24 protein-coding genes and 1 pseudogene are annotated in these 21,637 nt (G+C 62.5%); 16 read left to right on the forward strand and 9 right to left on the reverse strand.

Annotated features, from left to right (window positions below; genetic code table 11):
* Positions 1-74 precede the first annotated feature (74 nt).
* From QX124_RS11570 to QX124_RS11590, 5 genes and pseudogenes are all read left to right on the forward strand, one after another.
* Positions 75-536 (forward strand): nuclear transport factor 2 family protein, encoded by a 462-nt coding sequence (locus QX124_RS11570; RefSeq protein ID WP_315784325.1) that lies wholly within the window; start codon positions 75-77, stop codon positions 534-536.
* 13 nt (positions 537-549) lie between these two features.
* A complete protein-coding gene (locus tag QX124_RS11575) occupies positions 550-1,113 on the forward strand; it encodes a TetR/AcrR family transcriptional regulator (RefSeq protein ID WP_315797218.1) in 564 nt (187 codons plus the stop codon).
* 133 nt (positions 1,114-1,246) lie between these two features.
* Positions 1,247-2,260: a formamidase gene (locus tag QX124_RS11580; protein WP_315735457.1), complete on the forward strand. Its 1,014-nt coding sequence runs from the start codon at positions 1,247-1,249 to the stop codon at positions 2,258-2,260.
* A 105-nt stretch (positions 2,261-2,365) separates the two neighbouring features.
* A complete protein-coding gene (locus QX124_RS11585; RefSeq protein WP_315797219.1) occupies positions 2,366-3,562 on the forward strand; it encodes an acyl-CoA dehydrogenase family protein in 1,197 nt (398 codons plus the stop codon).
* Between the two features lie 191 nt (positions 3,563-3,753).
* Positions 3,754-4,615 (forward strand): annotated as a pseudogene (locus tag QX124_RS11590) (tyrosine-type recombinase/integrase); the annotation flags it as partial.
* Positions 4,616-4,904: 289 nt separating this feature from the next.
* On the opposite strand, the gene QX124_RS11595 reads toward QX124_RS11590, so the two are convergent.
* From QX124_RS11595 to QX124_RS11635, 9 genes are all read right to left on the reverse strand, one after another.
* On the reverse strand, positions 4,905-5,525 hold the full coding sequence (locus QX124_RS11595; RefSeq protein WP_315797220.1) for a CpaD family pilus assembly lipoprotein: 621 nt from the start codon (positions 5,523-5,525) through the stop codon (positions 4,905-4,907).
* Between the two features lie 23 nt (positions 5,526-5,548).
* Positions 5,549-6,895, reverse strand: coding sequence for a type II and III secretion system protein family protein (locus QX124_RS11600; protein ID WP_315797221.1), 1,347 nt, complete (start codon positions 6,893-6,895; stop codon positions 5,549-5,551).
* 2 nt (positions 6,896-6,897) lie between these two features.
* Positions 6,898-7,590, reverse strand: coding sequence for a tetratricopeptide repeat protein (locus QX124_RS11605; RefSeq protein ID WP_315797222.1), 693 nt, complete (start codon positions 7,588-7,590; stop codon positions 6,898-6,900).
* Positions 7,591-7,666: 76 nt separating this feature from the next.
* Positions 7,667-9,667 (reverse strand): flagellar biosynthesis protein FlhA, encoded by a 2,001-nt coding sequence (locus QX124_RS11610; protein ID WP_315797223.1) that lies wholly within the window; start codon positions 9,665-9,667, stop codon positions 7,667-7,669.
* Between the two features lie 69 nt (positions 9,668-9,736).
* A complete protein-coding gene (locus QX124_RS11615) occupies positions 9,737-10,726 on the reverse strand; it encodes an EscD/YscD/HrpQ family type III secretion system periplasmic domain-containing protein (RefSeq protein ID WP_315797224.1) in 990 nt (329 codons plus the stop codon).
* 106 nt (positions 10,727-10,832) lie between these two features.
* Positions 10,833-11,015, reverse strand: coding sequence for a hypothetical protein (locus QX124_RS11620; RefSeq protein ID WP_315797225.1), 183 nt, complete (start codon positions 11,013-11,015; stop codon positions 10,833-10,835).
* A 225-nt stretch (positions 11,016-11,240) separates the two neighbouring features.
* A complete protein-coding gene (locus QX124_RS11625; RefSeq protein ID WP_315797226.1) occupies positions 11,241-11,756 on the reverse strand; it encodes a hypothetical protein in 516 nt (171 codons plus the stop codon).
* A 263-nt stretch (positions 11,757-12,019) separates the two neighbouring features.
* Positions 12,020-12,232, reverse strand: a complete 213-nt coding sequence (locus tag QX124_RS11630) for a hypothetical protein (protein ID WP_315797227.1) — start codon at positions 12,230-12,232, stop codon at positions 12,020-12,022.
* Positions 12,233-12,293: 61 nt separating this feature from the next.
* Positions 12,294-12,881, reverse strand: a complete 588-nt coding sequence (locus QX124_RS11635; protein WP_315797228.1) for a secretin N-terminal domain-containing protein — start codon at positions 12,879-12,881, stop codon at positions 12,294-12,296.
* A 336-nt stretch (positions 12,882-13,217) separates the two neighbouring features.
* Between QX124_RS11635 and QX124_RS11640 the strand changes: the two genes are divergently transcribed.
* The 11 genes from QX124_RS11640 (at position 13,218) to QX124_RS11690 (ending at position 21,614) form a co-directional block, all read left to right on the forward strand.
* A complete protein-coding gene (locus QX124_RS11640; protein WP_315797229.1) occupies positions 13,218-13,655 on the forward strand; it encodes a hypothetical protein in 438 nt (145 codons plus the stop codon).
* The gene (gene sctJ / locus QX124_RS11645) at positions 13,652-14,515 is read left to right on the forward strand and encodes a type III secretion system inner membrane ring lipoprotein SctJ (RefSeq protein ID WP_315797230.1); all 864 of its coding nucleotides are present in this window, start codon (positions 13,652-13,654) and stop codon (positions 14,513-14,515) included. Before QX124_RS11640 ends, sctJ begins: the two co-directional genes overlap by 4 nt.
* A gap of 63 nt (positions 14,516-14,578) precedes the next feature.
* On the forward strand, positions 14,579-15,241 hold the full coding sequence (locus QX124_RS11650) for a SctK family type III secretion system sorting platform protein (protein ID WP_315775765.1): 663 nt from the start codon (positions 14,579-14,581) through the stop codon (positions 15,239-15,241).
* On the forward strand, positions 15,238-15,855 hold the full coding sequence (gene sctL / locus QX124_RS11655) for a type III secretion system stator protein SctL (RefSeq protein ID WP_315797231.1): 618 nt from the start codon (positions 15,238-15,240) through the stop codon (positions 15,853-15,855). Before QX124_RS11650 ends, sctL begins: the two co-directional genes overlap by 4 nt.
* Positions 15,855-17,198, forward strand: coding sequence for a FliI/YscN family ATPase (locus tag QX124_RS11660; protein WP_409997691.1), 1,344 nt, complete (start codon positions 15,855-15,857; stop codon positions 17,196-17,198). The genes sctL and QX124_RS11660 overlap by 1 nt, the downstream gene beginning before the upstream one ends.
* Before the next feature lie 32 nt (positions 17,199-17,230).
* A complete protein-coding gene (locus QX124_RS11665; protein ID WP_315797233.1) occupies positions 17,231-17,683 on the forward strand; it encodes a hypothetical protein in 453 nt (150 codons plus the stop codon).
* Positions 17,680-18,747, forward strand: coding sequence for a type III secretion system cytoplasmic ring protein SctQ (gene sctQ, locus QX124_RS11670; protein ID WP_315797234.1), 1,068 nt, complete (start codon positions 17,680-17,682; stop codon positions 18,745-18,747). Before QX124_RS11665 ends, sctQ begins: the two co-directional genes overlap by 4 nt.
* A 9-nt stretch (positions 18,748-18,756) precedes the next feature.
* Positions 18,757-19,404 carry a type III secretion system export apparatus subunit SctR gene (gene sctR / locus QX124_RS11675; RefSeq protein ID WP_315735421.1) on the forward strand — a complete coding sequence of 216 codons (648 nt, stop codon included), beginning with the start codon at positions 18,757-18,759 and terminating at the stop codon, positions 19,402-19,404.
* 24 nt (positions 19,405-19,428) lie between these two features.
* Positions 19,429-19,698, forward strand: coding sequence for a type III secretion system export apparatus subunit SctS (sctS, locus tag QX124_RS11680; RefSeq protein WP_315797235.1), 270 nt, complete (start codon positions 19,429-19,431; stop codon positions 19,696-19,698).
* Positions 19,699-19,749: 51 nt separating this feature from the next.
* Positions 19,750-20,568, forward strand: coding sequence for a type III secretion system export apparatus subunit SctT (sctT, locus tag QX124_RS11685; protein ID WP_315751851.1), 819 nt, complete (start codon positions 19,750-19,752; stop codon positions 20,566-20,568).
* A complete protein-coding gene (locus QX124_RS11690) occupies positions 20,565-21,614 on the forward strand; it encodes an EscU/YscU/HrcU family type III secretion system export apparatus switch protein (RefSeq protein ID WP_315797236.1) in 1,050 nt (349 codons plus the stop codon). Before sctT ends, QX124_RS11690 begins: the two co-directional genes overlap by 4 nt.
* The last annotated feature ends 23 nt before the right edge of the window (positions 21,615-21,637 follow it).

Genomic DNA, 21,637 nt, shown 5'->3' on the forward strand with positions numbered 1-21,637 from the left:
GCTCGACATAAGCGGCTTGACGATCTGTACCAATCAGTACAGAGTATGCGAGATGGTACACAAGGAGATGTCCCGTGAGCACTCTCGCTCCGCCGTTTACGCTGCAGACCGCGACCCAGAAGGTGCGCATGGCCGAGGATGGCTGGAACAGCCGCGACCCCGAGCGCGTGTCGCTGGTCTACACGCCCGACAGCCGGTGGCGGAATCGCGCCGAGTTCATCACCGGCCGTGCCGAGATCGTCGCCTTCCTCACCCGCAAATGGGCCAAGGAGCTCGACTACCGCCTGATCAAGGAGATCTGGGCCCACAGCGACGACCGGATCGCGGTGCGCTTCGCCTATGAGTGGCACGACGACAGCGGCAACTGGTTTCGCTCCTATGGCAATGAGAACTGGGAGTTCGATGCGCAGGGGCTGATGCAGCGCCGCTACGCCTGCATCAATGACCTGCCGATCAAGGCGGACGATCGCAAATTCCACTGGTCTCTCGGGCGCCGGCCGGACGATCATCCCGGCCTGACCGAATTGGGACTTTGAAGCAGGCAGAGCCATGCGGACGCTCAACGAGCGCGCTGACGTCATCCCGCTGATCGCCGAGGTGTTCCGCGAGTTCGGCTTCGAGGGCACCTCGCTCAGCCGGATCACCGAGACGACGGGACTGGGCAAAGGCAGCCTCTATCACTTCTTTCCAGGCGGGAAGGACGAGATGGGGCGCGCGGTGCTGGCGCATGTCGATGCCTGGTTCGAGCGCGAGATCTATGCGCCGCTGCGCGATGATCCGCCGGAGCAGTCGATCCCGCGGATGTGGCGCGGCGTCGACGACTACTTCCGCTCCGGCCGCCGCGTCTGCCTGGTCGGGGCGTTTGCGCTCGACGAGACGCGGGATCGTTTCGCGGCCGCCATCGCCAGCTACTTCACGCGCTGGATCGAGGCCTTGCGCGAGGCGCTGGTCCGCGGCGGCTGGCCGGCGGCGCGGGCCGCCGATAGCGCCGAGGAGGTGGTGCTCGGCATCCAGGGCGCACTGGTGCTGGCGCGCGCGACCGGTGATGCGGCCGTTTTCGGCCGCGCGCTGACGCGGTTCCAAGCGCGCCTGCAACGATCATCTGTCATCTGACTCCCGAAACGCCGGCGGCGTCTGCCTCCGCAAGCGGCAAATGGCGGGCTGAAATATCGGCGCGCGGCTCTCGTGAAATCGTGGTTGTCTTGGGCAACGTCTCGCGCAGCGGCGACATTCTGGGAGGTCCGGCATGAACGGCTTAGGTGGTCTCAACAAATCCGACAACGGCGTGGTCATCGGGCTGGTGCAGCTTCAGCTTCCCGTGGTCGCGACAAAAGAGGACCTCGCGCGGCAGACCGAGAAGATCGTCTGGATGGTCGGCAAGGCCCGGCGCAATCTCGGCACCATGGATCTCGTCGTCTTCCCCGAGTACTCGCTGCACGGCCTGTCGATGGACACCAATCCGGAGATCATGTGCCGGCGCGACGGGCCTGAGGTCGCAGCCTTCAGGCAGGCCTGCATCGACAACAGGATCTGGGGCTGCTTCTCCATCATGGAGCACAACCCCGACGGCAACCCCTACAATTCGGGTCTGATCATCGACGACCACGGCGACATCAAGCTGTATTACCGCAAGCTCCATCCGTGGATTCCGGTCGAGCCATGGGAGCCCGGCGATCTCGGCATCCCCGTGATCGAGGGACCGCGTGGCGCCAAGATCGCACTCATCATCTGCCATGACGGCATGTTCCCGGAGATGGCGCGGGAATGCGCCTACAAGGGCGCCGAGATCATGATCCGCACCGCCGGCTACACCGCGCCGATCCGCGACAGCTGGCGCTTCACCAACCAGGCCAACGCGTTCCAGAACCTGATGGTCACCGCCAATGTCTGCATGTGCGGCTCCGATGGCTCGTTCGATTCCATGGGCGAGGGCATGATCGTCAATTTCGACGGCAGCATTCTCGCGCACGGCACGACGGGGCGGCCCGACGAGATCATCACCGCCGAGGTGCGCCCCGATCTCGTGCGCGAGGCCCGCATCAACTGGGGCGTCGAGAACAACATCTATCAGCTCTGGCACCGCGGCTATGTCGCGGTGAAAGGCGGCGCGATGGACTGCCCTTACACCTTCATGCACGACATGGTCGCCGGCACCTATCGATTGCCGTGGGAGGATCAGGTCAAGATCACCGACGGCACGTCCTGCGGCTTCCCGGCGCCGACGCGCGTGTTCGGCAAGCTCGGCAAGGCGGCGGAGTGAAGCGCACCGGATGCGGCGGGTCGCGGATGACGCTGCCGGAACCTTGACAAGCCGATCGATCGCCAATTATTTTATACTTAAAATAATCTGGCGGACAGGTCCATCATGAGTGCATCGGCCAAGGTGATCCCGCGCGACTGGCTCGACTGGCCGTTCTTCGAGCCGCGGCATCATCGGCTGTGCGAGGCGCTCGATCGCTTCGTCGGCTCGGGCAGCCTCGACGATGTCGATCACAGTGACGTCGATTCCGCCTGCCGCAAGATCGTGCGTGCGCTCGGCCTAGCCGGGCTGCTCGACAGCGCGGTCGTCGCGCCGGACGCGGACGCTACCGCGATCGACTCGCGCGCAATCTGCCTGTCGCGCGAAACCCTCGCTTATGCCGACGGCCTCGCCGATTTCGCCTTCGCCATGCAGGGCCTCGGCTCCGGCGCGATCGCGCTCGGCGGCTCGCCGGAGCTGCGTGCCAGCGTGCTGCCCAAGGTGCGCTCCGGCGAATGGCTCGCGGCCTTCGCGCTGTCCGAGAAGGAGGCGGGCTCCGACGTCGCCGCGATGGCCTGCGCGGCGCGGCTGGACGGCGATACTTACGTGCTCGATGGCGAGAAAACCTGGATCTCCAATGGCGGCATCGCCGACGTCTACACGCTGTTCGCCCGCACCGGCGAGGCGCCCGGCGCACGCGGCATCTCCGCCTTCGTCGTTTTCCCGGACGACCCCGGCTTCTCCGTCGCCGAGCGCATCGAGGTGATCGCACCGCATCCCCTGGCGACGCTCCGCCTGCAGAATTGCCGCATCCCGGCCAGCCGCCGGCTCGGCGCGCCCGGCGGCGGCTTCAAGCTGGCGATGCAGACGCTCGACATCTTCCGTGCCTCGGTGGCGGCTGCGGCCCTCGGCTTCGGTCGCCGCGCCCTCGACGAGGCGCAGGCGCATGCCTCGAGCCGGCAGATCTTCGGCGGCGCGCTGGCCGACCTGCAGATGACGCAGGCCGCCTTCGGCGACATGGCGACCGAGACCGATGCCGCAGCGCTGCTGACCTACCGCGCGGCCTGGCGCCGCGACGTGCAGAAGCTGCCGACCACGCGCGAGGCGGCGATGGCCAAGCTCGCCGCCACCGAGACCGCCCAGCGCGTCATCGACCGCGCCTTGCAGATGTTCGGCGGTCGCGGCGTCCGCAAGGGCGAGATCGTGGAGAGCCTCTACCGCGAGATCCGCGCGCTGCGCATCTACGAAGGCGCGACCGAAGTGCAGAAGCTGATCGTTGCGCGCGAGTTTCTGAAGGCGCGGGCCGGCGTGGTGCGTGGTTGAGGCGCGCTGCGCGTCGGGCCCGCAGACGCAAGGGCGCCTGCCAGCCGGGATCCCTGTCGCACGCAGCCTCGCCCATGGTCACGCGGCGGCCTCGGTCGTCACGCAGCAGTTGGATTTCGATCTCGTCGAAGGCGAACCGAGCGATCACCTGCAATGGGTCGACCACCCGTTTTCCGAACGTCCACGGATCGGAGACCGAGAAGCTGAGAGGAAGGGCCGTCGTAAGAGGCGGCGCCGGAACAGCAACTCGAACTGTTGGCCTTCTTGGAGGCATTCTCACCTACGCCGTAGAATTGGGAATTATCGCTATTAATCCGGCGCATGGAATTCGAAAACCGAAAGACAACGTGCGAAAGAGACGCCTTTGGAGGCGGAACACCGAACGTTGGGTCGGATGCTACGAGAAGCCGTCGGGGAGAAATACGTAACGTTCTTGGACATCGTTCGGCAAATTGCGCTGACCGGCTGTCGACGCAGCGAGATGATCAATCTGAAATGGACGGAAGTTGACACCGAGTCGAGTTGCTTGCGGCTGGAGGACAGCAAGGAAGGAGCATCTATCCGGCCCATCGGCCTACCCGTTGTCGAATATCTCGAGGTCGAATATCTCGAGCGCCAGCGCAAGGATACTTCATGCACATACGTGTTCCCGGGGCAAGGCGATGACAATGCGTTCGGCAGCTTCCCAAATCAATGGAAGCACATCTTTGAACACTCCCCGCTATGGGACATCACCCTGCACGTTCTACGTCATAGCTTCGCGAGTATCGCCAACGACCTCGGCTTTACCGAGGTAACCATTGCTGCGCTCGTGGGGCATGCCAAAGGTTCGATGACCAGCAAGTACATCCATACGCTTGATACGACGCTCATCATGGCGGCAGACACAATCTCTGGCTACATTCAAGGCGTCCTTGGCGGAACGGAGTTTAACCAAACGGCGCATGCTTTGGACCGAAGTTCTCGAAAAGCCGCTCTCGTCCGCTTCTTACAGAGGCTTCTTCGTGCAGTGAACTCGAAGCGACCGAGGGAGAGAGCGACTTAGCCGCATAATCCAACACGTACAACTTGGTAGCTGAGCCAGCGCGCCGTGACGCTGCGACGTCGAGATCCGCTGTCTCGAACCCGACCGCGTCTTCACGTGGAAGTCGGAGGCGTACCTCCTCTGGATACTTCGCCCCCGACCTCTTTCGCAGGAAAATATTTGAGCTCTCCGAGGGCTTGCGATCAAGAAATCTGCGGATCAACGGCACCATCGCCTCCGCTTTATCCTTAAGCAACGTGCGACGCTGAGGTCTCTCCAGGTCGGAACGGCGACGGCTGAGCTCTCCGGTTTGAACAATCATTGCGCGGGATGAGCCGTGGTCTGCGGGTGGTCCTCGCCGGTTGGTTCGGCACGGGTTGGTTGCTCCCCGCGCAAATTCGCGACCGCGCGGGTGGCCGGTTCCCCTTCCGCGCGGCTGCGTCCTTTTCCGGCTTGAAGATCCTCCGGATCCGCAACCATGCCGCCAAGGGCCGCAGCCGTGCTGCAGCCGAGGGCCGGATCGGCAGCATTGTCGGCGAAGATGCCGCGATTGAAGCTATCCGACAGATGGCAGCGAACGGAGCTGATGAGCAGGCGATCGATGTGAACACGCGTCGCGTGGTGCATTGCCGAGGCAACGTCATGCCTGACGTGGGAGCGATCCACGCCGGCTCGGATGATGGAATGCTCGATCGCCGCCGTGCATGGCCCCGGCGGTCCTTCGATCCAGGCACGGACGCTTTCAGGGCGGCCATTCGCCGTCGCGGCCACGAAGTGTTCGACGCCGGAACTCGCCGTAGAACAGCGTCCTGCAGGTACATCGTAGACGTAATGAACGGTCTCACCTGCGAGCTGCGGTGGCGGTGCCGTCCGGTCCACAGCGCAGCTTGCAGCCAGCACCGCGAGGGCGATGGCGAGGCCGCTTCTGATCGGTGCCATGTTTATCGCTCCTTGGAGGACCGTCATTCGATCAGGAAGCCGGCATCGCCACGCAATCTCCGGCCCGGCACCGGCACCTCGATCGGGCCTGCCCCGGGGCGGGTCGTTCCAAGACGGCCGAATATGATGCGCTCAAGCTCGGAAGGCGGCCCGACGAAGTCGGTCGGGACCGGTATGCGTGCCGATTCGCTGATCGGGCGAACGATTGTCGGCGTGACGATGATGATTAGTTCGGATTCGTTCTTCCGGAACTGTGTCGACCTGAACAGAGCCCCCAGTACCGGCAGGTCGCCCAGCCCCGGCAACATGTCCAGGCCGGTGTTGAACTTGTTCTGCAGTAGTCCGGCGATTACGAAGCTCTCCCCGCTGCCGAGCTCGACTGTGGTCTCCGCCCGCCGGGTAATCAGGCTCGGGACGCGGGCGCCGTTCATGATCAGGGCGCCTTCGTTCGAGAGCTCGCTGACCTCGGGCTTGACCTGCAGGTTGACCAGACGATCGGAGAGCACCGTCGGTGTGAACTCCAGTCCCACGCCGTAGCGACGAAAGTCGATCGAGATGCGGTCCAGCCCTTGGGCGACGGGGATCGGAAATTCGCCGCCTGCCAGGAAGTTCGCCTTCTGACCCGAAACAGCGGTGAGCGTGGGTTCTGCCAGGATTGAAACCAGTCCCTCCTGAGCGAGCGCATCCACGATGGCAGTCACGCTGTAGCTGCCGTTCGCTGGCGTATTGATCCTGCCTGAGGCCGCCGACGAGAGCCCAAAGCTGAAGCCACCGGCCGAGCCTGCCGCCTCCCAGTTGACGCCGAGTTGCTTCACCGCGTTGCGCGAGACTTCGGCAATACGGACCCGCAGGTTCACCTGCGTGCTACCGCCGATCTTCAACTGATTGAGCAGCACCTCGTCCTCGCCGAGGAACTGCGCGCAGGTGGAGCGGACCTTCTCGGCGATGTCGGCGTTGGGCACCAGCCCGCTCAGCACCGCGCCGCGCGGCGTCCGCGACAGCCTGACGTCGAGGTCTGCGAATTGAGCTCGCAGCAGCTGCCGTAGATCACTCTCGTCATAGGCAATCGCAATCCGGAACGTCGCGACGGTCGCGCCGGATTCGTCGAGCGCGAAGAGCGTCGTACGGCCGGGCTTTTTGCCGAAAACGAAGACGCGGTTGGCGGCCGCGACCTGGACGTCCGCAACAGCCGGCTCGGCGACGAAGACCTTGGAAGCCGGACGGGGCAAAGTCAGCATCTCGCCCTGAGACGCGTAGATCCGCACCTGTTGCCGCGCGTTGGATGACGCCGGCGCGCAATGAACCAGCATCATAAGGATCACCACGATCGAGGTCAGCCAGGCGGATGGCGAAATTCGAAACGGTCCCATCGTCAGCGCCGCATCGCCGAGAGCATCTTGAGATTGAGCCTCACGTCCTCTTCCCGAAGGTCGACCCGCGCAAGCTTGGCGGCGCCATCGCGATCTCCGCTCAGCGCCATAGCGATCACGAGGTTCTGGCGTGCACGAGGCGAGGCGCTCTCACCGAGCGCGATCGGCCGCAGAACCGTCATCGCGTCGGCGTACCGGCCCGTCAAGGTAAGCGACAGGCCCAGATTGTTGCTTGCGATCATGTCGGCGGGAGCGATTGCGAGCACCTGACGATAGGCTGTCTGAGCTTCGTCATGGCGGCCGAGCATGTCGAGAGCCACTCCGAGACCGTTGAGCGCCGGAATGTTCTCGGGGTCCGAGGTGAGCACGCTGGTGAAGATTGCCAGGGCGGGCTCGGCTTGATGTCTGGCGAGCTCGCTTCGCGCTTTTCTGATTCGATCGTCCTTGTCTTCCATCCCGGCGACTTGGTTGGCGGGAGCTGCTGCGGCTGCCGTGGAGGCCGGGAGATTGCGACCCTCGACCGAGGCGCGTGCGGTCGTGGGCGTCGGCACCGGTCCGCCAATGTCTGGGCTCAGCGACGAACAGGCGCAGAGCAGACCGGCGATGCTGCCAGCCAGCGCCATTCGCCTGCAAACACCGGCACTTGGCTTCAGATGGTTGTTGAACGCGGTTTCCCGGCCTTCAGAGCTACGCATGTACTTCCTACGGATATTGCACTGTCTTGTAGTTCAGGTCTCGAAACCTCGCAGGTGTCGTCGCGGGTTGACTGGTTCATTGCATCGCCGGGATCGGGGAAGGTTCAGCCTGCTCGCGTGATTCATCCAATCCAAGGACGGCGATCGGCTCGACCCGAAAGTCCTTTGAGATTTCCTGATAGGAGAGCACGACCACATTGAGACCGGACGGCGCAAGCAGCGTCCAGACCACCCGGCGCAGGTCGGCGGAGGCCAGTACAATACTCGGCGATGCGGCAAGATGATCGACGTCGGCAAGCTGCCGGGTCAACGCATCAAGCAGGCGCGTGCTGACGGCAGGATCGAGAGACGTCTGAGCGTTTTCATCGAGGGCGTGCACGGCCGTTCGGATCGCTTCCTCTGTCCGTCGATCAAGCACGAAGCAGCGCAAGGTCCGATCAAAGCCTGAGCTTTCGAAGCAGATCTGCCGGCGCAGCGCCAGCCGCACGTGCTCGACCAGCATGACGCTGCTCTGCTCCCGCATTCCCCACTCGGCCAGCGTCTCAAGAATCAGCCGCAGATTGCGGATGGAGACCCGCTCGTCGAGCAGCCGGCGAAGGACATCGGTGATGCGCTGTGTAGGGACCACACGCAAGGCCTCGCGCACCAAGTCGGCGTAGTCAGCCTCTAACTGGTTGAGCAGGCGCTTGGTCTCCTGTATGCCGAGGAACTCCGGCGCATAGCGGACAAGAACGCGCCGCAGCTCGGCATCGACTGCGGAGATGGCCGGTCCCCCCGCCGTTCGGGCTGCCGGCTGATCCAGTTCACCGGACGAGAGCAGAAGAGGCACGCCATGCAGCTCGATCCTGAAATGACCGGGCGCCAGGTCGCTGCTTTCGTCGACTGCCGCCCCTGGACAGGCGCATCCGAGCCAGTCTGCCACGTCCTGTCGTGTCCGCCTGATCCGATCATGAATACCGGCTCCCCGCAGTTCATCGCACAAGGCGGCTTCCGCGAGGATCATGATCGGTGCAGACTTGGCCGCCGGGATAGCGATCCGCGAACTTCTCGCGGGCTCTGACGGGTCGGACCGTTGCGCCGTGCCGGAGGTTCGTTGTGCGCGCCGCCGAGCCAAGAGCATCGCAACGCCGGAGCCGCCGAACACGGTGGCCATAAAAAGGAAAATCGGCGCCGGAAAACCCGGTACGAACGCCAGCCCGAGCATCATGAGACCGGCCAGTTGCAGGGATTGCGGCTGCGACGTGATCTGCTCCATGATCTCGGAACCAAGATTGCTCGGCGCTTCTGTCGCAACCCGGGTCACGACCGTTCCCGCCGCCATCGACACGAACAGCGCCGGGACTTGGGAGACCAGGCCGTCGCCGATCGTCAACAACGAGTAGAGCTGGATCGCTTCGCTGATACGCAGCCTGTGCTGCACGGTGCCGACAACGATGCCGCCAACGAGGTTGACGGCGATGATGATGAGACCGGCGATCGCATCACCTTTGACGAACTTCATGGCGCCGTCCATCGCTCCGTAGAGCTGGCTCTCGCGCTCCAGCCGGCGTCGGCGGCGCCGGGCCTCGGCCTGGTTGATGTCGCCGTTGCGAAGGTCGGCATCGATGCTCATCTGCTTGCCCGGCAGCGCATCGAGCGTGAATCGGGCAGCAACTTCGGCGACCCGTTCAGATCCTTTGGTGATGACGACGAACTGGACGATCGTGATGATCAGGAACACCACGAGCCCAACCACGACGTTGCTGGAAACGACGAACTCGCCAAAGGTCTGAACGATGGATCCGGCATCGGCCTGGCTGAGCACTAGGCGCGTAATGGTGATGGAAATCGAGAGCCGGAACACCGTGGATATGAGAATGATTGCCGGAAGTGCGGAGAATTCGACCGCGGCGTTCAAGTAGAACGCCACCATCAGCAGCAGAATCGACGCGCCGATGTTGACGGACACCATGACGTCGACGAGCGCCGTCGGAATCGGCAGGATCATCGCCATGATCGTGCTGACGATCAGGATGACGACGAGAAGCTCGCGCTTGTCGTTCGACCAGCGGGTCAAGCTCTCGACAATGGCCGTCATAGTCCGCAGTTCCATCCGAGCGGGATCGAAACCTTCGTCACATTGATCGAAACGCAGAGCGGCATGGTCTTACAAGCTCACGGCGAGCAGGTCTGCGCCGCGACGCAATACGACCCGGTCTTGTTCGATTCGATCGACGATCCACCCTTCGCTGATAACGGCGCCTGCGAACAGTTTCTGACCGCGTCCATCAATGACATACGGCCCATTTCCGGCCCAAATCGCCTGAACGGTCAAAGGGGCGCTACGCTTTACAGACTTCGCCTCAACCTGGCTCGTCAACACGATGGCAATGCCGAACGTGCCGTCGAACCATCGCTCAATGTCGCGCCACTTGCCTAACGCCGCGGGTTCAATGTTTCCTCTCGCCGTGATGGCGCTTGAGTCGCTGACAATCTCGACGGTCGTGAGGCCCGCAGTCAGCAATCGCTGGCGCAGCGCGTCCGCCGCGCCGTTCAAATCCGCCACCGGCGCGCCGGGCTCCGCGCCGGCCCGTCCCGTTCTGTCTTGGCCGGGCAGTAATGCGGGGGTAAGGGTGGGGGCGGGCGAATTGGGCGCGTGCCTGCTCGGATATTTCGTCGAACAGTCGGAGTCGCAGCGCGGGGATCTCAGCCGCTCAGCTGTGGCATAGCCGCCATCGCCGGGCACCTTGTCCGCACCAGCGGGAAATCCCTGCAGAAGCAGGGCTAGACAGACCAGGATCGCGGCGGTCCCGAGTCCATACCTCAAGAAGGTATAGCGGGTCGTTCTGCGCTTGCGGGTGCAGCGGAGCTGAATTCCATTCAGAACGATATCGGCCGGATAACGACTGATCCGTGCTTCTCCGGCACCGAGCAGGGTGCCGTTCAGCAGAACATTATCTGCGGTGCTTTCGATTTCGCAACAGTCCGCCTCTAGCGCGAACCGCGCGTGCAAAGGAGCCAGACAGTCATCCATGAGAACGACATCGGCGTCCATCGAGTGACCCACCAGATAGGTCCCGGCGTCGAGTTCTTGCCGGACGCCGGCATGAAGGCCCGATCGGATCGTGAGTTCGAATGGGGACGGTGATGCCGGCATTCTCTGCCTCTCCATCAGGACCTAGCAGCCATGTTGGCAGCGGAGCGCTCGGTACGAACGCCCCGTGCCGTAAGCGGTTGGTAGCTGTCCGAGGGCGATCGCTGGATCAGCCGACGTTCGGGCGCTGCTGCGCGACCGTCTCGATCGATCCCCAGTGCGTCTTCTTGGTCGTGATCTCGGCATTCGTCTTGATCGCTTCGTCGAAGGCACTCTTCATCTTCGCGATCGCGCTGTCGATGCTCGAGTTCGATGACGTCGTCGAAGAAACGGAGCCTGTTGAATGGGACATCGCTTTATCTCTCTATGTTTGTGTTGCGTTGAGGATTGGGCTGTCGGGGAATGCCCTCCAGCCGGGAGGTGATCGTTCGCGTTGTCCACGCTGATCACCTCTCGGCTGAAGCGGCGGCTTGGATCCCGTCCCGAGGCGCACCTTGCGAGGTGCGCCTCTCGCGGCTTCCTTCAACGTCCTGGTCTCATCGCCCTCGTCGCGTTGCGAGAATGAGGCCTCGTTGCTTTACTCAGCTCTGTCGGTGATATGGTTGTCGGCCGAGAGGTGTCCCGCGGAGCGGTCGCATGGCGATCCCGAGCTTGAATCCGCGAGTTGCAGAATGATCGAGGAAAGCTTGTCGAGGATGTTGTTCTTCGTCGCTTGGTCAAGGCCCTTTGCCTCTGAGACTTGGCTGACGAGCTGATTCAGCGTCTTGAGTATCGAGCTGTTCGCGCCGGGTTGATGGGATGGGCCGGACACGAGTTGCTTCAGGATCTTCGCGATCCCGTCGAGCAGCTGACCTTTGGCGGGATCGCTGGGCCCAGTGGAATTCGTGATCTGATGGGTCAGGTCACCAAGGATCTTGGCAACGCGGCCGCTGTTCCGCGCGTCGCACTGGCCCGGTCCGCCCCTCAGGATGCTGATGGCCGCCGAGATCAGAGCCGCCTTGTCTGCAGGTGTCTTTGCGTCCCCGACCAATCCAAGAACGTCCGATGCTATGGAAGACGTCCGCGGATCTTGCTGCTGCGAGGCGGGCGGCATCGACGACTGCCACCAATCCCCCGCATCACAGCGATGAGCCGGATGAGCTGACGACCCGCCGGACGTGGGCTGAAATCCTGCAAAGCCGGGCCAGGACGACGCGTGTCCGTGCGGACCCATCATGTGACCGGTGTGAGCTTCACGTGAGGATGATGCGTGGGAGCTGACCCTAGACATGCAACTCTCTCCTTGTTTGCGATCCGATGTCTTATCTGTCTTGTTCTGAGCAAAGGGCATAACGAGGCGTCGGTCGGCATGCTCCGTCACGGATCCGGGGTTGCACTATTCTCGTCGCCGACGGATGCCATCTCCTGAATACCGTCCTGAGCAACAGTCATGAGCATGAACGCGGCCGCCTGCGGCATTGCGCTGAGAAACGCCTCCTCGAACTTTGCTTGATCCTCAGCCGAGACTGCCCCGCTGCTGCTCGGGGCGCTTGCCGTCGCGGTCGTCATGCTCGAAGCTTCTACGGCCATTCTGACACTCCTTTGATCCGTCCGGTCGATCTGGCAGGACTTGCGAACCCGTTGATTTGCGTCATGGCACGTCGCCTGGAGCGTTGAGCTTGACCACTTGGACGTGCTCCCCGCGATAGACGGTGACTGACGATGGCTGGTCAGCTCGAGGCTGCAGTGCTGCGAGCGTACGCTCCACCGTTTGGATGTATTGCGGGGGACCCGAGACCAGGGCCATGTTGGCCTGCTTGATGGATCTGAGTGAGAATCGCGCGTCGGAGAGCGCGAGATCGCGAAGTGCGGCTTCGAGACGCTGGAGCGGCACGGCACCGAGTTGAACGAGCCTGCTCGAAGCTTCCTTGTTGCTGGTGACATAAATCCGGAAGCCGTCGAAATACCAGTCGAGTCCGTAGTTCCGGGATAGATGCTCGATGAATTCTCTGGCCTTGAGTTCAGGCAGAGGCCCGCGCACACGTCCCCGTACGTCCGGGCTCACCTCTAACCGCAGGCCGGTATTCCGTCCGAATTCCTGAAGAACGTTGCCAAGGTCTTGGTCGACGATGGTGTACCTGTAGGACTCGGTCGGCCAAGCAGGTTCACCCGCGTCTGCGGACGTGGCGTGGATTGCAGTCGCCGAGAGCGTCAGGCAGACGGTCGCGATCGCAGCCACGCTGCGCAATGGGACCAGAACCAGAGATGCCAAATGGTCGCATGGGAGAACGTGGCCTTCGTGCGACCTTGTCGCGGAACAATCGTGGCAATCGTGTAGTTGATCGCGCGTACCCACGAGCAGACTCACATGTACTTGTTGCTATCAGCTCGTCTCATTCAATCACAGCGGTCGCGGGTGCGTCGGAGAATATATTAGGAAAATATTATGCTCTGCCCGGCTGGGTGCCGTGCAAAGCTCTGTCTGATCTGCCCGGCTGTCCTTGTGAGTCACTATTTGTTTGGAGTGAGCAATGGCGAAAACACGAGGAGTCCTGAGACGGCCTGGAGCGGCGACATGATGACGGTTGCGCCGTTGGGTGGCGTCACAGCCTCCGGAACAGTTGGTGTCAGTTTCGGAGCCGTTGAGCCCGGAGCGGCCGCCCAGCAGTCGTTTCAGGACGCTCTGCATAGATCGGTCACTAAGCTGCCTATGGAGCCTGAGCACGCCGTCGACCAACTCGGCGGCAAGGTGATGGAGTGGATGGAGAGCTCGTACGAGCGGGTCCAGCGCAATGCCGCGCCCGAGCTCAATCTCATGCCGGAGCCGGCAGCATCCGGTCCAGCATCTTCCAACATTGGCGGAGCGGCCCTGGGAGTGGACAAGCCAGACGCGGGCCGTCAGGCCCTGCAAATGCTGGAGCACGCATTCTCGTTTGCCATTGAGGCGACGCTGATGTCGAAAATCTCGACCGAGTCGACCCGAATCTTCAACACGTTCTTGAAGGGACAATGAGAATGGTCGGTTGCGGCAAACAATGGCTGGCCGCTCGAGGGCACGGATTGAATTTGGCGCTGGTGCTGGGCTTGGCGTTCATGCTGAGCGGTTGCAAGGGTGAGCTCTATAGCCGCTTGAGCGAGAAGGAGGCTAATCTGATGATGGCCCTTCTGCTGCGCAACGGAATCGCCGCCGACCGACTCCAGGCAAAGGACGGTAGCAATACTGTCAGGGTCGAGCAGGAGCGATTTGCCGACGCTGTGACGCTGCTGAATGCGTCCGGGTTGCCGCATGCGAAGTTCGAAGACATGGGCAGCATATTCTCAAGCAACGGTCTGGTGTCGTCACCCACAGAGGAGCGAGTCAGGTTGATTCACGCGCTCAATCAAGAGTTGGCAAGGACGATCATGGAGATCGACGGAGTCATCTCTGCCCGAGTCCACGTGGTGCTGCCTAAGATAGACCCGTTGCGTCACGATCAGGTTCCGTCGTCGGCGGCATCGGTGTTCATCAAGCATGACGCGCGCGCCGAAATCGCCGTGCTCCTACCGCAGATCAAGACCCTCATTGCCAACAGTGTCGAAGGACTGACGTACGACAGGGTGGCCGTGGTTTTCGTGCGTGGCAGTTCGGATCCCGTCGAGGTCAGCCCTTCCACGTCGATCGAGACGACGGCATCCGTTCTATCTCACGACGGATCTGCCCTGCGTGACGGTCCGCTCATCCTGCTGGTGTCAGCCGCGGTAGGGGTGGGGCTGCTGGGATCGATCGGAATCTTCCAGCTCTGGCGTCGGGCACGCGTGGGATATGCGCAACGCAACGCGCCGCGTCGGGAGGCGCGAAGGCCGGCGCGCGATCCGCTGCGTGTCGTATCCTAGTGCGATTGAAGTGGGCGTGGCCGGCAAATGAGTAGGCTTGTGCAACCTGGAGCATCCCTTGGTTTGCGTGATCCGAAGGTCGGCGGTGGCTGCGAACCCGGCGCGCCGGTGGGGCATCGGCCGGTGATCGATATGGACACGTTTTGCCGATTGCCGGCACGCTACATCCACGTTGAACGATTTCTCGCGTGCGTACCGGGCGTTTCGCCCGGGCTTGCCGCACGGATACTCGCCTGCGACCGACTCCACCGAGATATCTCAGAGCGGATCGTTGTGCATTATGAGCTTGATTGCTGCACAGCAGCCGACGTCGCTGACACGCGCAGTCGCATTGCGCTTCTCGACTGCGAGCAGCTATGCCGCGTCGGTGAGCTGGCCGGCGGTGTTTGGCATGCCCACGCAATTCGTTCCACGGTCCTCAAGACTACGCTCCGGGAGCATCTCGGAGAATTCGATTCCCGACTCCACAAGGTCGCGCTCGCCAATATCGATCTGTCGCCTAAACCCGATCGCCCCCCGAATCCATCTGCGCTTGCGGACGTCATCCGAGGTGATGGGATGCAATGTCTCAATGCCGCAATCTGGCGACTCCCCGCCACCCTGCGCAGCCGCATCCTTCTTCGATTTCCGATTGACTCGCCGCTGGGCTCCTCGGTCTCGCGGCGACACCAACAGCTTGGTCCGGAGATTGTTGATCGCGTTCTAGCCGATGGGATGGTGCCGTGAAAGCCCCCGAGAGTGACAAGCCTGCCGGCACGTTCCATCCGCTCGGACCCGTGGTTCGAGCCGAAGAGGCGGAGACCTGGTTTTCCGCGGCTGCCTCTCTTGCCGACGCCCGGCGGCAATGCGAGCAGATCGCCGCGCAGGCCCGGCTCGCGTTCGAAGAGCAGCGCATGAGAGGCTTCGAGGATGGTCGTCTCGCGGGAGTTGAGGAGGCGGCCCGCCTGATTGCGGAAACGAAGGTCACGGTTGATGATTTCGTCGCCGATCTGCAAGACGAACTTATCACGCTCGTCGTCGAGATCATCAGGGAGATCCTCGGAAGTTTTGAGCCGGACGATCTCGCCGCGCGCGCCATCACCAGAGCACTCGAAGAGATGCGTTCCGGTACGGCTCTCGTGCTGATGACTGCGCCGCAGGAGATGGAGTCCATCCGTGGACGAGTGGCCACGCTGCTGGAGGATGGGGCCGACCAGCTCACCATCGTGTCGGACCCGCAGTTTGCGCCGGGGCGCTGTATGCTTTGGAGCGAGTTCGGGCAGATCGATGTTTCCGTTGACGCTCAACTGGAGCAGTTCGCCTTGGCGCTGCGTGCCGGTTTCGAGGGGGTGGAGCCATGATGCCGGCAGGCTCTGCCACGCACCGACTCGCGCGAATCCTGCCGCAGTTGCGTGAAGCTGCAGGCCGTTCGCAACTGCGCCCGATCCGCGGGCGCGTGATTCAGGTGTCGGGGACCCTCATCAGGGCGATCGTTCCCGATGCGCGTGTTGGCGATATCTGTTTGCTCCGGTCTGCCCATGCCTCGGCTGATCTGCGGGCCGAGATCGTGGGCATCGAAGGCGGTGTCGCGTTGCTGACGCCTCTCGGAGACGTGGCGGGTCTCTCAACAAGAACGGAAGTCGTCTCGACAAGGCAGGCCCTCGGCATCATGGTTGGGCCAGCGCTGCTCGGCCGCGTCGTCGACGGGCTCGGGCGCCCTCTCGACGTTCAGGAACGAGGATGGCCCGAGTTCGACCAGATTCGACGAGTCCGCGGAGCTGCGCCGGCGCCCTTGGCACGGCGGCTCGTTGACGGCCCTTTGTCACTTGGCATCCGGGCGATCGATGGTCTGCTCAGCTGCGGCGAGGGGCAGCGGATCGGCATCTATGGCGAACCCGGCGCGGGCAAATCGTCGCTTGTCGCCCAGATCGTCCAGAACGCGGACGTCGACGTCTGCGTCGTCGCACTGATTGGCGAGCGTGGGCGCGAAGTTCGAGAAATGGTCGAGCGCTGCCTGGCCGGAGCGGCTCGGGCGCGATCAGTCGTGATTGTCGCAACCTCCGACCGGCCGCCGACGGAGCGCGTCACGGCCGCCTATGTCGCCGTGACGATCGCGGAGTACTTCCGGGATTGCAACGCACGCGTGCTCCTGGTGCAGGACAGTGTCACTCGCTTTGCGAGGGCATTGCGTGAGATCGGACTGGCCGCGGGCGAGCCGCCGACGCGCCGGGGCTTTCCGCCGTCGGTGTTTGCGGCATTGCCCGAGTTGCTCGAGCGGTCCGGTCCCGGAGTCGCCGGCTCAATCACTGCATTTTACACCGTGCTGGTTGAGGGGGATGGTACCGCGGATCCGATCGCGGAGGAGACGCGCAGCATTCTGGACGGGCACATCGCGTTGTCACCTAAGCTCGCACAGTCAGCGCATTTCCCTGCGATTGACATCGTGTCCAGCCTCAGCCGCGTCATGGATCAGGTCGTGACGAGCCGTCATCGCTCTGCAGCCAGGAGGGTGCGTGAACTCATAGCTCGCTATGCAGAGCTTGAGTTCCTGCTGCAGGTTGGGGAGTACAAGGCCGGATCCGATCCGATCGCCGATGAGGCGATCGCCAAGCAGGATGCTATCAAGTCCTTTCTGCGGCAGGGCCTCGGCGAGGTCGTTCCGTGGGATCGCACGATCCATCAACTCGAGCAGCTCGCGTCATGAGGTACGATCCACTGCTCACGCGCATACGCAGGATGCGGATCGTTCTCGGAGAGAGGGAGCGGCGGGCGAATTCCGCGCTTCAGCGCGGCGTGGAGGCACAGGTCGAAGCGGCTGCAGAACTGACGCAGATCAATCATGCGGTTGCGTTGCAAGCAGCGGCGCGTGGCGCACGCGAACGTCAGATCTACCAGCAGATGGTAGGGCGTCCAATTTCCGCGCGGGAGATCACCCAACTTGACGCGCAACTCAGGCGCCTCGAGTCGCTGGCAATGGCGCTTGCCGAGCAGCGCCTTGCGAGCATCCGTACGCTCGACCAGGCGCGTAACCAAGTTCAGGGTCTGCGCCTCGAATTCATGAAGGCTCATCAGAGGCGTCGCAAGTGGGATGAGTTATCGCAGCAATCACGTCGCCGTCGCGAGAGCCGTGAGACGTTGCTAGAGGAGATCGCTGATTCGGACGGCAGGGCGGCGGGGCGGCAAGCATGAACGCGCCATTCCCCGCTCGCAGGCGCGGAGCGCCTGACGGTGAGATCACCGAATTTCATCCGGACGTGCTATCCATTGCTGATGCTCTACGTGCCCGTCGTTGGTGTCGGCGACTGGCTGAACTCACCTGCGAGTTGGCGGGTCTGCCGCTGCGGATCTCCTTCTCGGGCGCCTCCTCGGGCGTTTCGAGCCGGCCGGCGTGTCGTCTGCATTTTACGATCGGCGGTGATCCATGCGCCGTAAGTCTGCCTGTCGAGGTGATCGATGCAACGCTGCAGGCGATTGAAGGTCCACCTCGAACTACGCTCGCCGAGCCCGATCTGCTGCTTCTGATCGAGTTCGCCTGCGCCGCCATACTTGATGCAATCGAGGAGACGCTCGGCCTCCCCGTCATCCTCACGCATGCTTCCTTCGATGGCAGCGTTCCGGACTCGAGCGGAATCCTGTGTCGCGGCAGGTTTGGCGAACGATCGTTCAGTGCTTGCCTGTCTTTGCCAGAGCCATACGAATCCCGTTTGGCAAATCAAGTTCAAGCATTGGGTCCGGCTGCTGCCGCTGGAGTTCCGATCTGCGCGGCCTTCCGGCTTGGTGCTACGCGCGTCAGCGCCCGCTTGCTTGCGAGCTTACGGCCGGGAGACGTCGTGATCATCGAACACGCGATGCCGGATGGACGCGTCGCCGCCGTCTTCGGCGAGCGTCGTCTCACCTCATGCCGCTTCGAGGGAAGCGACGCGACAGTGGTGGACACGTTGCACCAGATCAGAGGCGATCTTCATCATCATTGGATGGCTGTGGACATGAAGGCACATGAAAGCGTCGATACGGGCGCAGACGATGTGAGCCTGGACGACCTCCAGATCAAGCTCCTATTTGAGATCGGCCAGCTTGAGATACCTCTCGGCGAGCTGCGCATGATCGCGCCCGGCTATGTCTTCAATCTCGGTCGGGATCCGCGACATGCAATTGAGATTCACGCGGGGAATCGGCGGATCGGGCAGGGCGAGATCGTCAGGATCGGCGAGGCAATCGGCGTGCGGATCAACAGATTGTTCAATCACGAATGAGCTGAAGCCGTGACCCAGTTCAATTTGTTCGCTGTTCTCGCGGTCATCGCCGGACTTGGCCTTGTCATCTTTGTCGTCGTGACGATGACATCGTTCGTCAAGATCGCCGTGGTCCTGTTCCTGATCCGGAACGCGCTGGGAGTGCAGCAGACGCCTCCAAACCTCGTGCTATATGCCATTGCGCTGGTTCTGACGGCCTATGTCAGCGCGCCGCTAGTGCAGACCGTGTATGAGCGCGTCAATGATCGTCCCAGCGAGTTTCAAACCTTTACCGACTGGAAAGATGCTGCTGAGCGGGCAGGCCAGCCAATTCGCGAACATCTGAGCCGGTTCACGACGGTCGCGGAACGAGAGTTCTTCGTCACTGCCACTGGCAGCTTATGGCCCGATAGCAGCAGGGCCAAGCTATCGAGCGAAGATCTCGTTATTCTCGTTCCCTCCTTCATGAGCTCGGAGCTCAAGCGCGCCTTCGAGATCGGCTTCCTGCTCTATCTGCCCTTCATCGCGATTGATCTCGTGGTGTCCGCGGTTTTGATGTCCCTTGGCATGTCGATGGTGCCGCCATCGACGATCTCCGTCCCATTCAAGTTGTTCTTGTTCGTGATGGTCGAGGGCTGGTCCAAGCTGATGCATGGCCTGGTGTTGAGTTACGGATAGCCTGCGAGATGGGTAGGGGAAGCAATGGGCCAAGCGACAATCGTCGATCATCTGGTCAGGGGTCTGACGGTCGTTCTCATATTTGCCATGCCTCCCCTGGGTGTGGCGATGGTTGTTGGCCTCCTCGTCTCAATTCTTCAGGCCGCAACCCAGATCCAGGATCAGGTGCTGCCGCAGACGATCAAACTGATCGCCGTCGTGGCCACGCTGGCGGTGTTCGGCGCAGTGTTGGCGGCACCGCTGATCCAATATGCCGATCAGATCCTTGTAGATTTTCCTGCACTGACGCGTTGACGGGCCTTCCCTTCATCGTGCTCGGAGGGGCATGGGCGACGCGGAGTGGCGATGGGGCTTGACCTCATGCCGTTGGACAGCATCGAGGCGGGGGCCAATCTCGTCTTCCGTCATCTTCTTTCGTTGGCGCTCGCCATCGCGCGTCCCAGCGCCTTCGTCATGACCTTTCCCGTGTTTGTTCGCCTCGGGCTGACCGGCTTGATTCGTGGTGCCTTCGTGGTCGCGATCTCGCTACCGGTCATGACCGGACTTGTTGAGGTGCTTCCTCCGATCGGCACGCAAACATTGCGATTGGTCGCGGTCGGGTTCAAGGAAGCGATCATCGGAGGGCTCCTTGGTCTGCTGCTTGGGATCCCGTTCTGGGCCGCCGAGGTCGCGGGCGACCTGCTCGACTACGAACGTCAGGCGCCCGATGCCCAGCTTCAGGATCCCAACGCCATGACCGAGTCCACCGCGTCTGGTACGCTTTTTATGCTCGCTGCGGTGGTTCTGTTCGTCGCAGCCGACGGCTTTCATAGCGTCGTCGAAGCCCTTTATGGCAGCTACAGGCTCTGGCCGGTCATTGAGCTCGCGCCTTTGCTGCGCGCGGAGAGCGGCCTATTGGCGCTGGAAATGCTCGTCCGCGTGCTGCAGTTGGCATTGATCCTGGCATTTCCAGTGCTGGCGGCCATGTTCGTTGCGATGTTCGCGCTGATGGTGATTGCCCGTTTCGCACCGCAGTTGAATGTGTTCGATCTTTCGATGGCGGCGCGCAACCTGGTCTATTTCCTGGTTCTGCCGCTCTATGCGGCCTTTCTGCTCGATCACTTCGGTACTCAGCTTGGAGAGTTGACCGGAATCTTGGACCAACTAGGGCAGTTCCTGCGATGAGTGAGGATGGCGGCACTGAGGAGCGGACGCTGCCTCCGAGCGAGCGGAAGTTACGTAAGGCGCGCGAAAAGGGACAGGTCTTTCGCAGCACCGATATGGTCGCCGGTGCATGCCTGTCGTCCATGCTGCTCTATCTCTGGCTGATCTTGCCGGAGCTTTTCGCGCGGTTACGGGGAGCCATGATGCTCGTGGGCGATGCGGGCGGGCAACCGTTTCGGGAAGCTGCGGGCACGATCGGAACGATGATGTACGAGGCCGCCGTGCCATACCTTGCAAAGGGGGCGGCCATCGTCGTCCTAATGTCCCTCGTCGTCAACGTCGCCGTCACCAAGGGGATCGTCTTCAGCCTTGACCCTATCAAGCCCCGCGCGGAGCGCTTGCATCCCGCAAAGGGTTTGAAGCGGATTTTCGCGCTCAAGAGCCTGATCGAGCTGGTGAAGAGTCTGGTCAAGACGACCCTCCTCGTCACGATCTCGGTTTTCGTCCTCGAGATGTCGCTCAACTCCCTGGTTCACACGCCAGGATGCGGTCTTTCGTGCCTCGTGCCAGTGACCGGGGCGGTCATGGCACCGCTCCTCGTCGCGGCAATAGTCATGCTGATGGTGGGCGGCCTTATCGACGTTCTGGTGCAGCGCGGACTGTTCATGCGCGAGATGCGGATGACACGAAGCGAGGCGAAGCGCGAGCGGAGAGACCAGGAAGGCCTGCCGGAGGTGCGCTCTGCGCAACGCCGTCAGCGGCAATCGCTGGCGCACGGTGGAGGGCGGGGAGGAATCGAAAGCGCAACAGTGGTCATCGAGGGCGACGATGTGATGGTCGGGCTGCGTTATGTTCCGGGCGAGACACAGGTCCCAAGGCTCGTGTGCAAAGGACGTTCCGTCCGTGCGCACAATCTCACCGAAGCTGCGGCTGAGCTTGGCATTCCTCGTTTCCGCAATCCAGACCTCGCAGAGGAACTCGATCGCCGTATCGCTCAGGACCATTACATCACCGAGGAGTTTTTCCAGCCGGTGGTGTCGGCCTTGCGCGCGTGCGGCATGTCCTGAGTGTAGCCGTGCTGCCCCACAGT

The sequence above is a fragment of the Bradyrhizobium sp. SZCCHNRI3043 genome (assembly GCF_032377735.1).
Taxonomy (GTDB): Bacteria; Pseudomonadota; Alphaproteobacteria; order Rhizobiales; family Xanthobacteraceae; genus Bradyrhizobium.

What these genes read in the sequence shown, in the direction of transcription:
- QX124_RS11585 (WP_315797219.1), top strand. Translation starts at nt 2,366, where the DNA reads ATGAGTGCATCGGCCAAGGTGATCCCGCGCGACTGGCTCGACTGGCCG.
- QX124_RS11630 (WP_315797227.1), bottom strand. Translation starts at nt 12,232, where the DNA reads ATGGCCGTAGAAGCTTCGAGCATGACGACCGCGACGGCAAGCGCCCCG.
- QX124_RS11640 (WP_315797229.1), top strand. Translation starts at nt 13,218, where the DNA reads ATGATGACGGTTGCGCCGTTGGGTGGCGTCACAGCCTCCGGAACAGTT.
- QX124_RS11625 (WP_315797226.1), bottom strand. Translation starts at nt 11,756, where the DNA reads ATGCCGCCCGCCTCGCAGCAGCAAGATCCGCGGACGTCTTCCATAGCA.
- QX124_RS11690 (WP_315797236.1), top strand. Translation starts at nt 20,565, where the DNA reads ATGAGTGAGGATGGCGGCACTGAGGAGCGGACGCTGCCTCCGAGCGAG.
- QX124_RS11620 (WP_315797225.1), bottom strand. Translation starts at nt 11,015, where the DNA reads ATGTCCCATTCAACAGGCTCCGTTTCTTCGACGACGTCATCGAACTCG.
- sctQ (WP_315797234.1), top strand. Translation starts at nt 17,680, where the DNA reads ATGAACGCGCCATTCCCCGCTCGCAGGCGCGGAGCGCCTGACGGTGAG.
- QX124_RS11595 (WP_315797220.1), bottom strand. Translation starts at nt 5,525, where the DNA reads ATGGCACCGATCAGAAGCGGCCTCGCCATCGCCCTCGCGGTGCTGGCT.
- QX124_RS11605 (WP_315797222.1), bottom strand. Translation starts at nt 7,590, where the DNA reads ATGCGTAGCTCTGAAGGCCGGGAAACCGCGTTCAACAACCATCTGAAG.
- QX124_RS11600 (WP_315797221.1), bottom strand. Translation starts at nt 6,895, where the DNA reads ATGGGACCGTTTCGAATTTCGCCATCCGCCTGGCTGACCTCGATCGTG.
- QX124_RS11615 (WP_315797224.1), bottom strand. Translation starts at nt 10,726, where the DNA reads ATGCCGGCATCACCGTCCCCATTCGAACTCACGATCCGATCGGGCCTT.
- sctJ (WP_315797230.1), top strand. Translation starts at nt 13,652, where the DNA reads ATGAGAATGGTCGGTTGCGGCAAACAATGGCTGGCCGCTCGAGGGCAC.
- QX124_RS11665 (WP_315797233.1), top strand. Translation starts at nt 17,231, where the DNA reads ATGCGGATCGTTCTCGGAGAGAGGGAGCGGCGGGCGAATTCCGCGCTT.
- QX124_RS11580 (WP_315735457.1), top strand. Translation starts at nt 1,247, where the DNA reads ATGAACGGCTTAGGTGGTCTCAACAAATCCGACAACGGCGTGGTCATC.
- sctT (WP_315751851.1), top strand. Translation starts at nt 19,750, where the DNA reads ATGGGGCTTGACCTCATGCCGTTGGACAGCATCGAGGCGGGGGCCAAT.
- QX124_RS11575 (WP_315797218.1), top strand. Translation starts at nt 550, where the DNA reads ATGCGGACGCTCAACGAGCGCGCTGACGTCATCCCGCTGATCGCCGAG.
- QX124_RS11610 (WP_315797223.1), bottom strand. Translation starts at nt 9,667, where the DNA reads ATGACGGCCATTGTCGAGAGCTTGACCCGCTGGTCGAACGACAAGCGC.
- sctS (WP_315797235.1), top strand. Translation starts at nt 19,429, where the DNA reads ATGGGCCAAGCGACAATCGTCGATCATCTGGTCAGGGGTCTGACGGTC.
- QX124_RS11660 (WP_409997691.1), top strand. Translation starts at nt 15,855, where the DNA reads ATGCCGGCAGGCTCTGCCACGCACCGACTCGCGCGAATCCTGCCGCAG.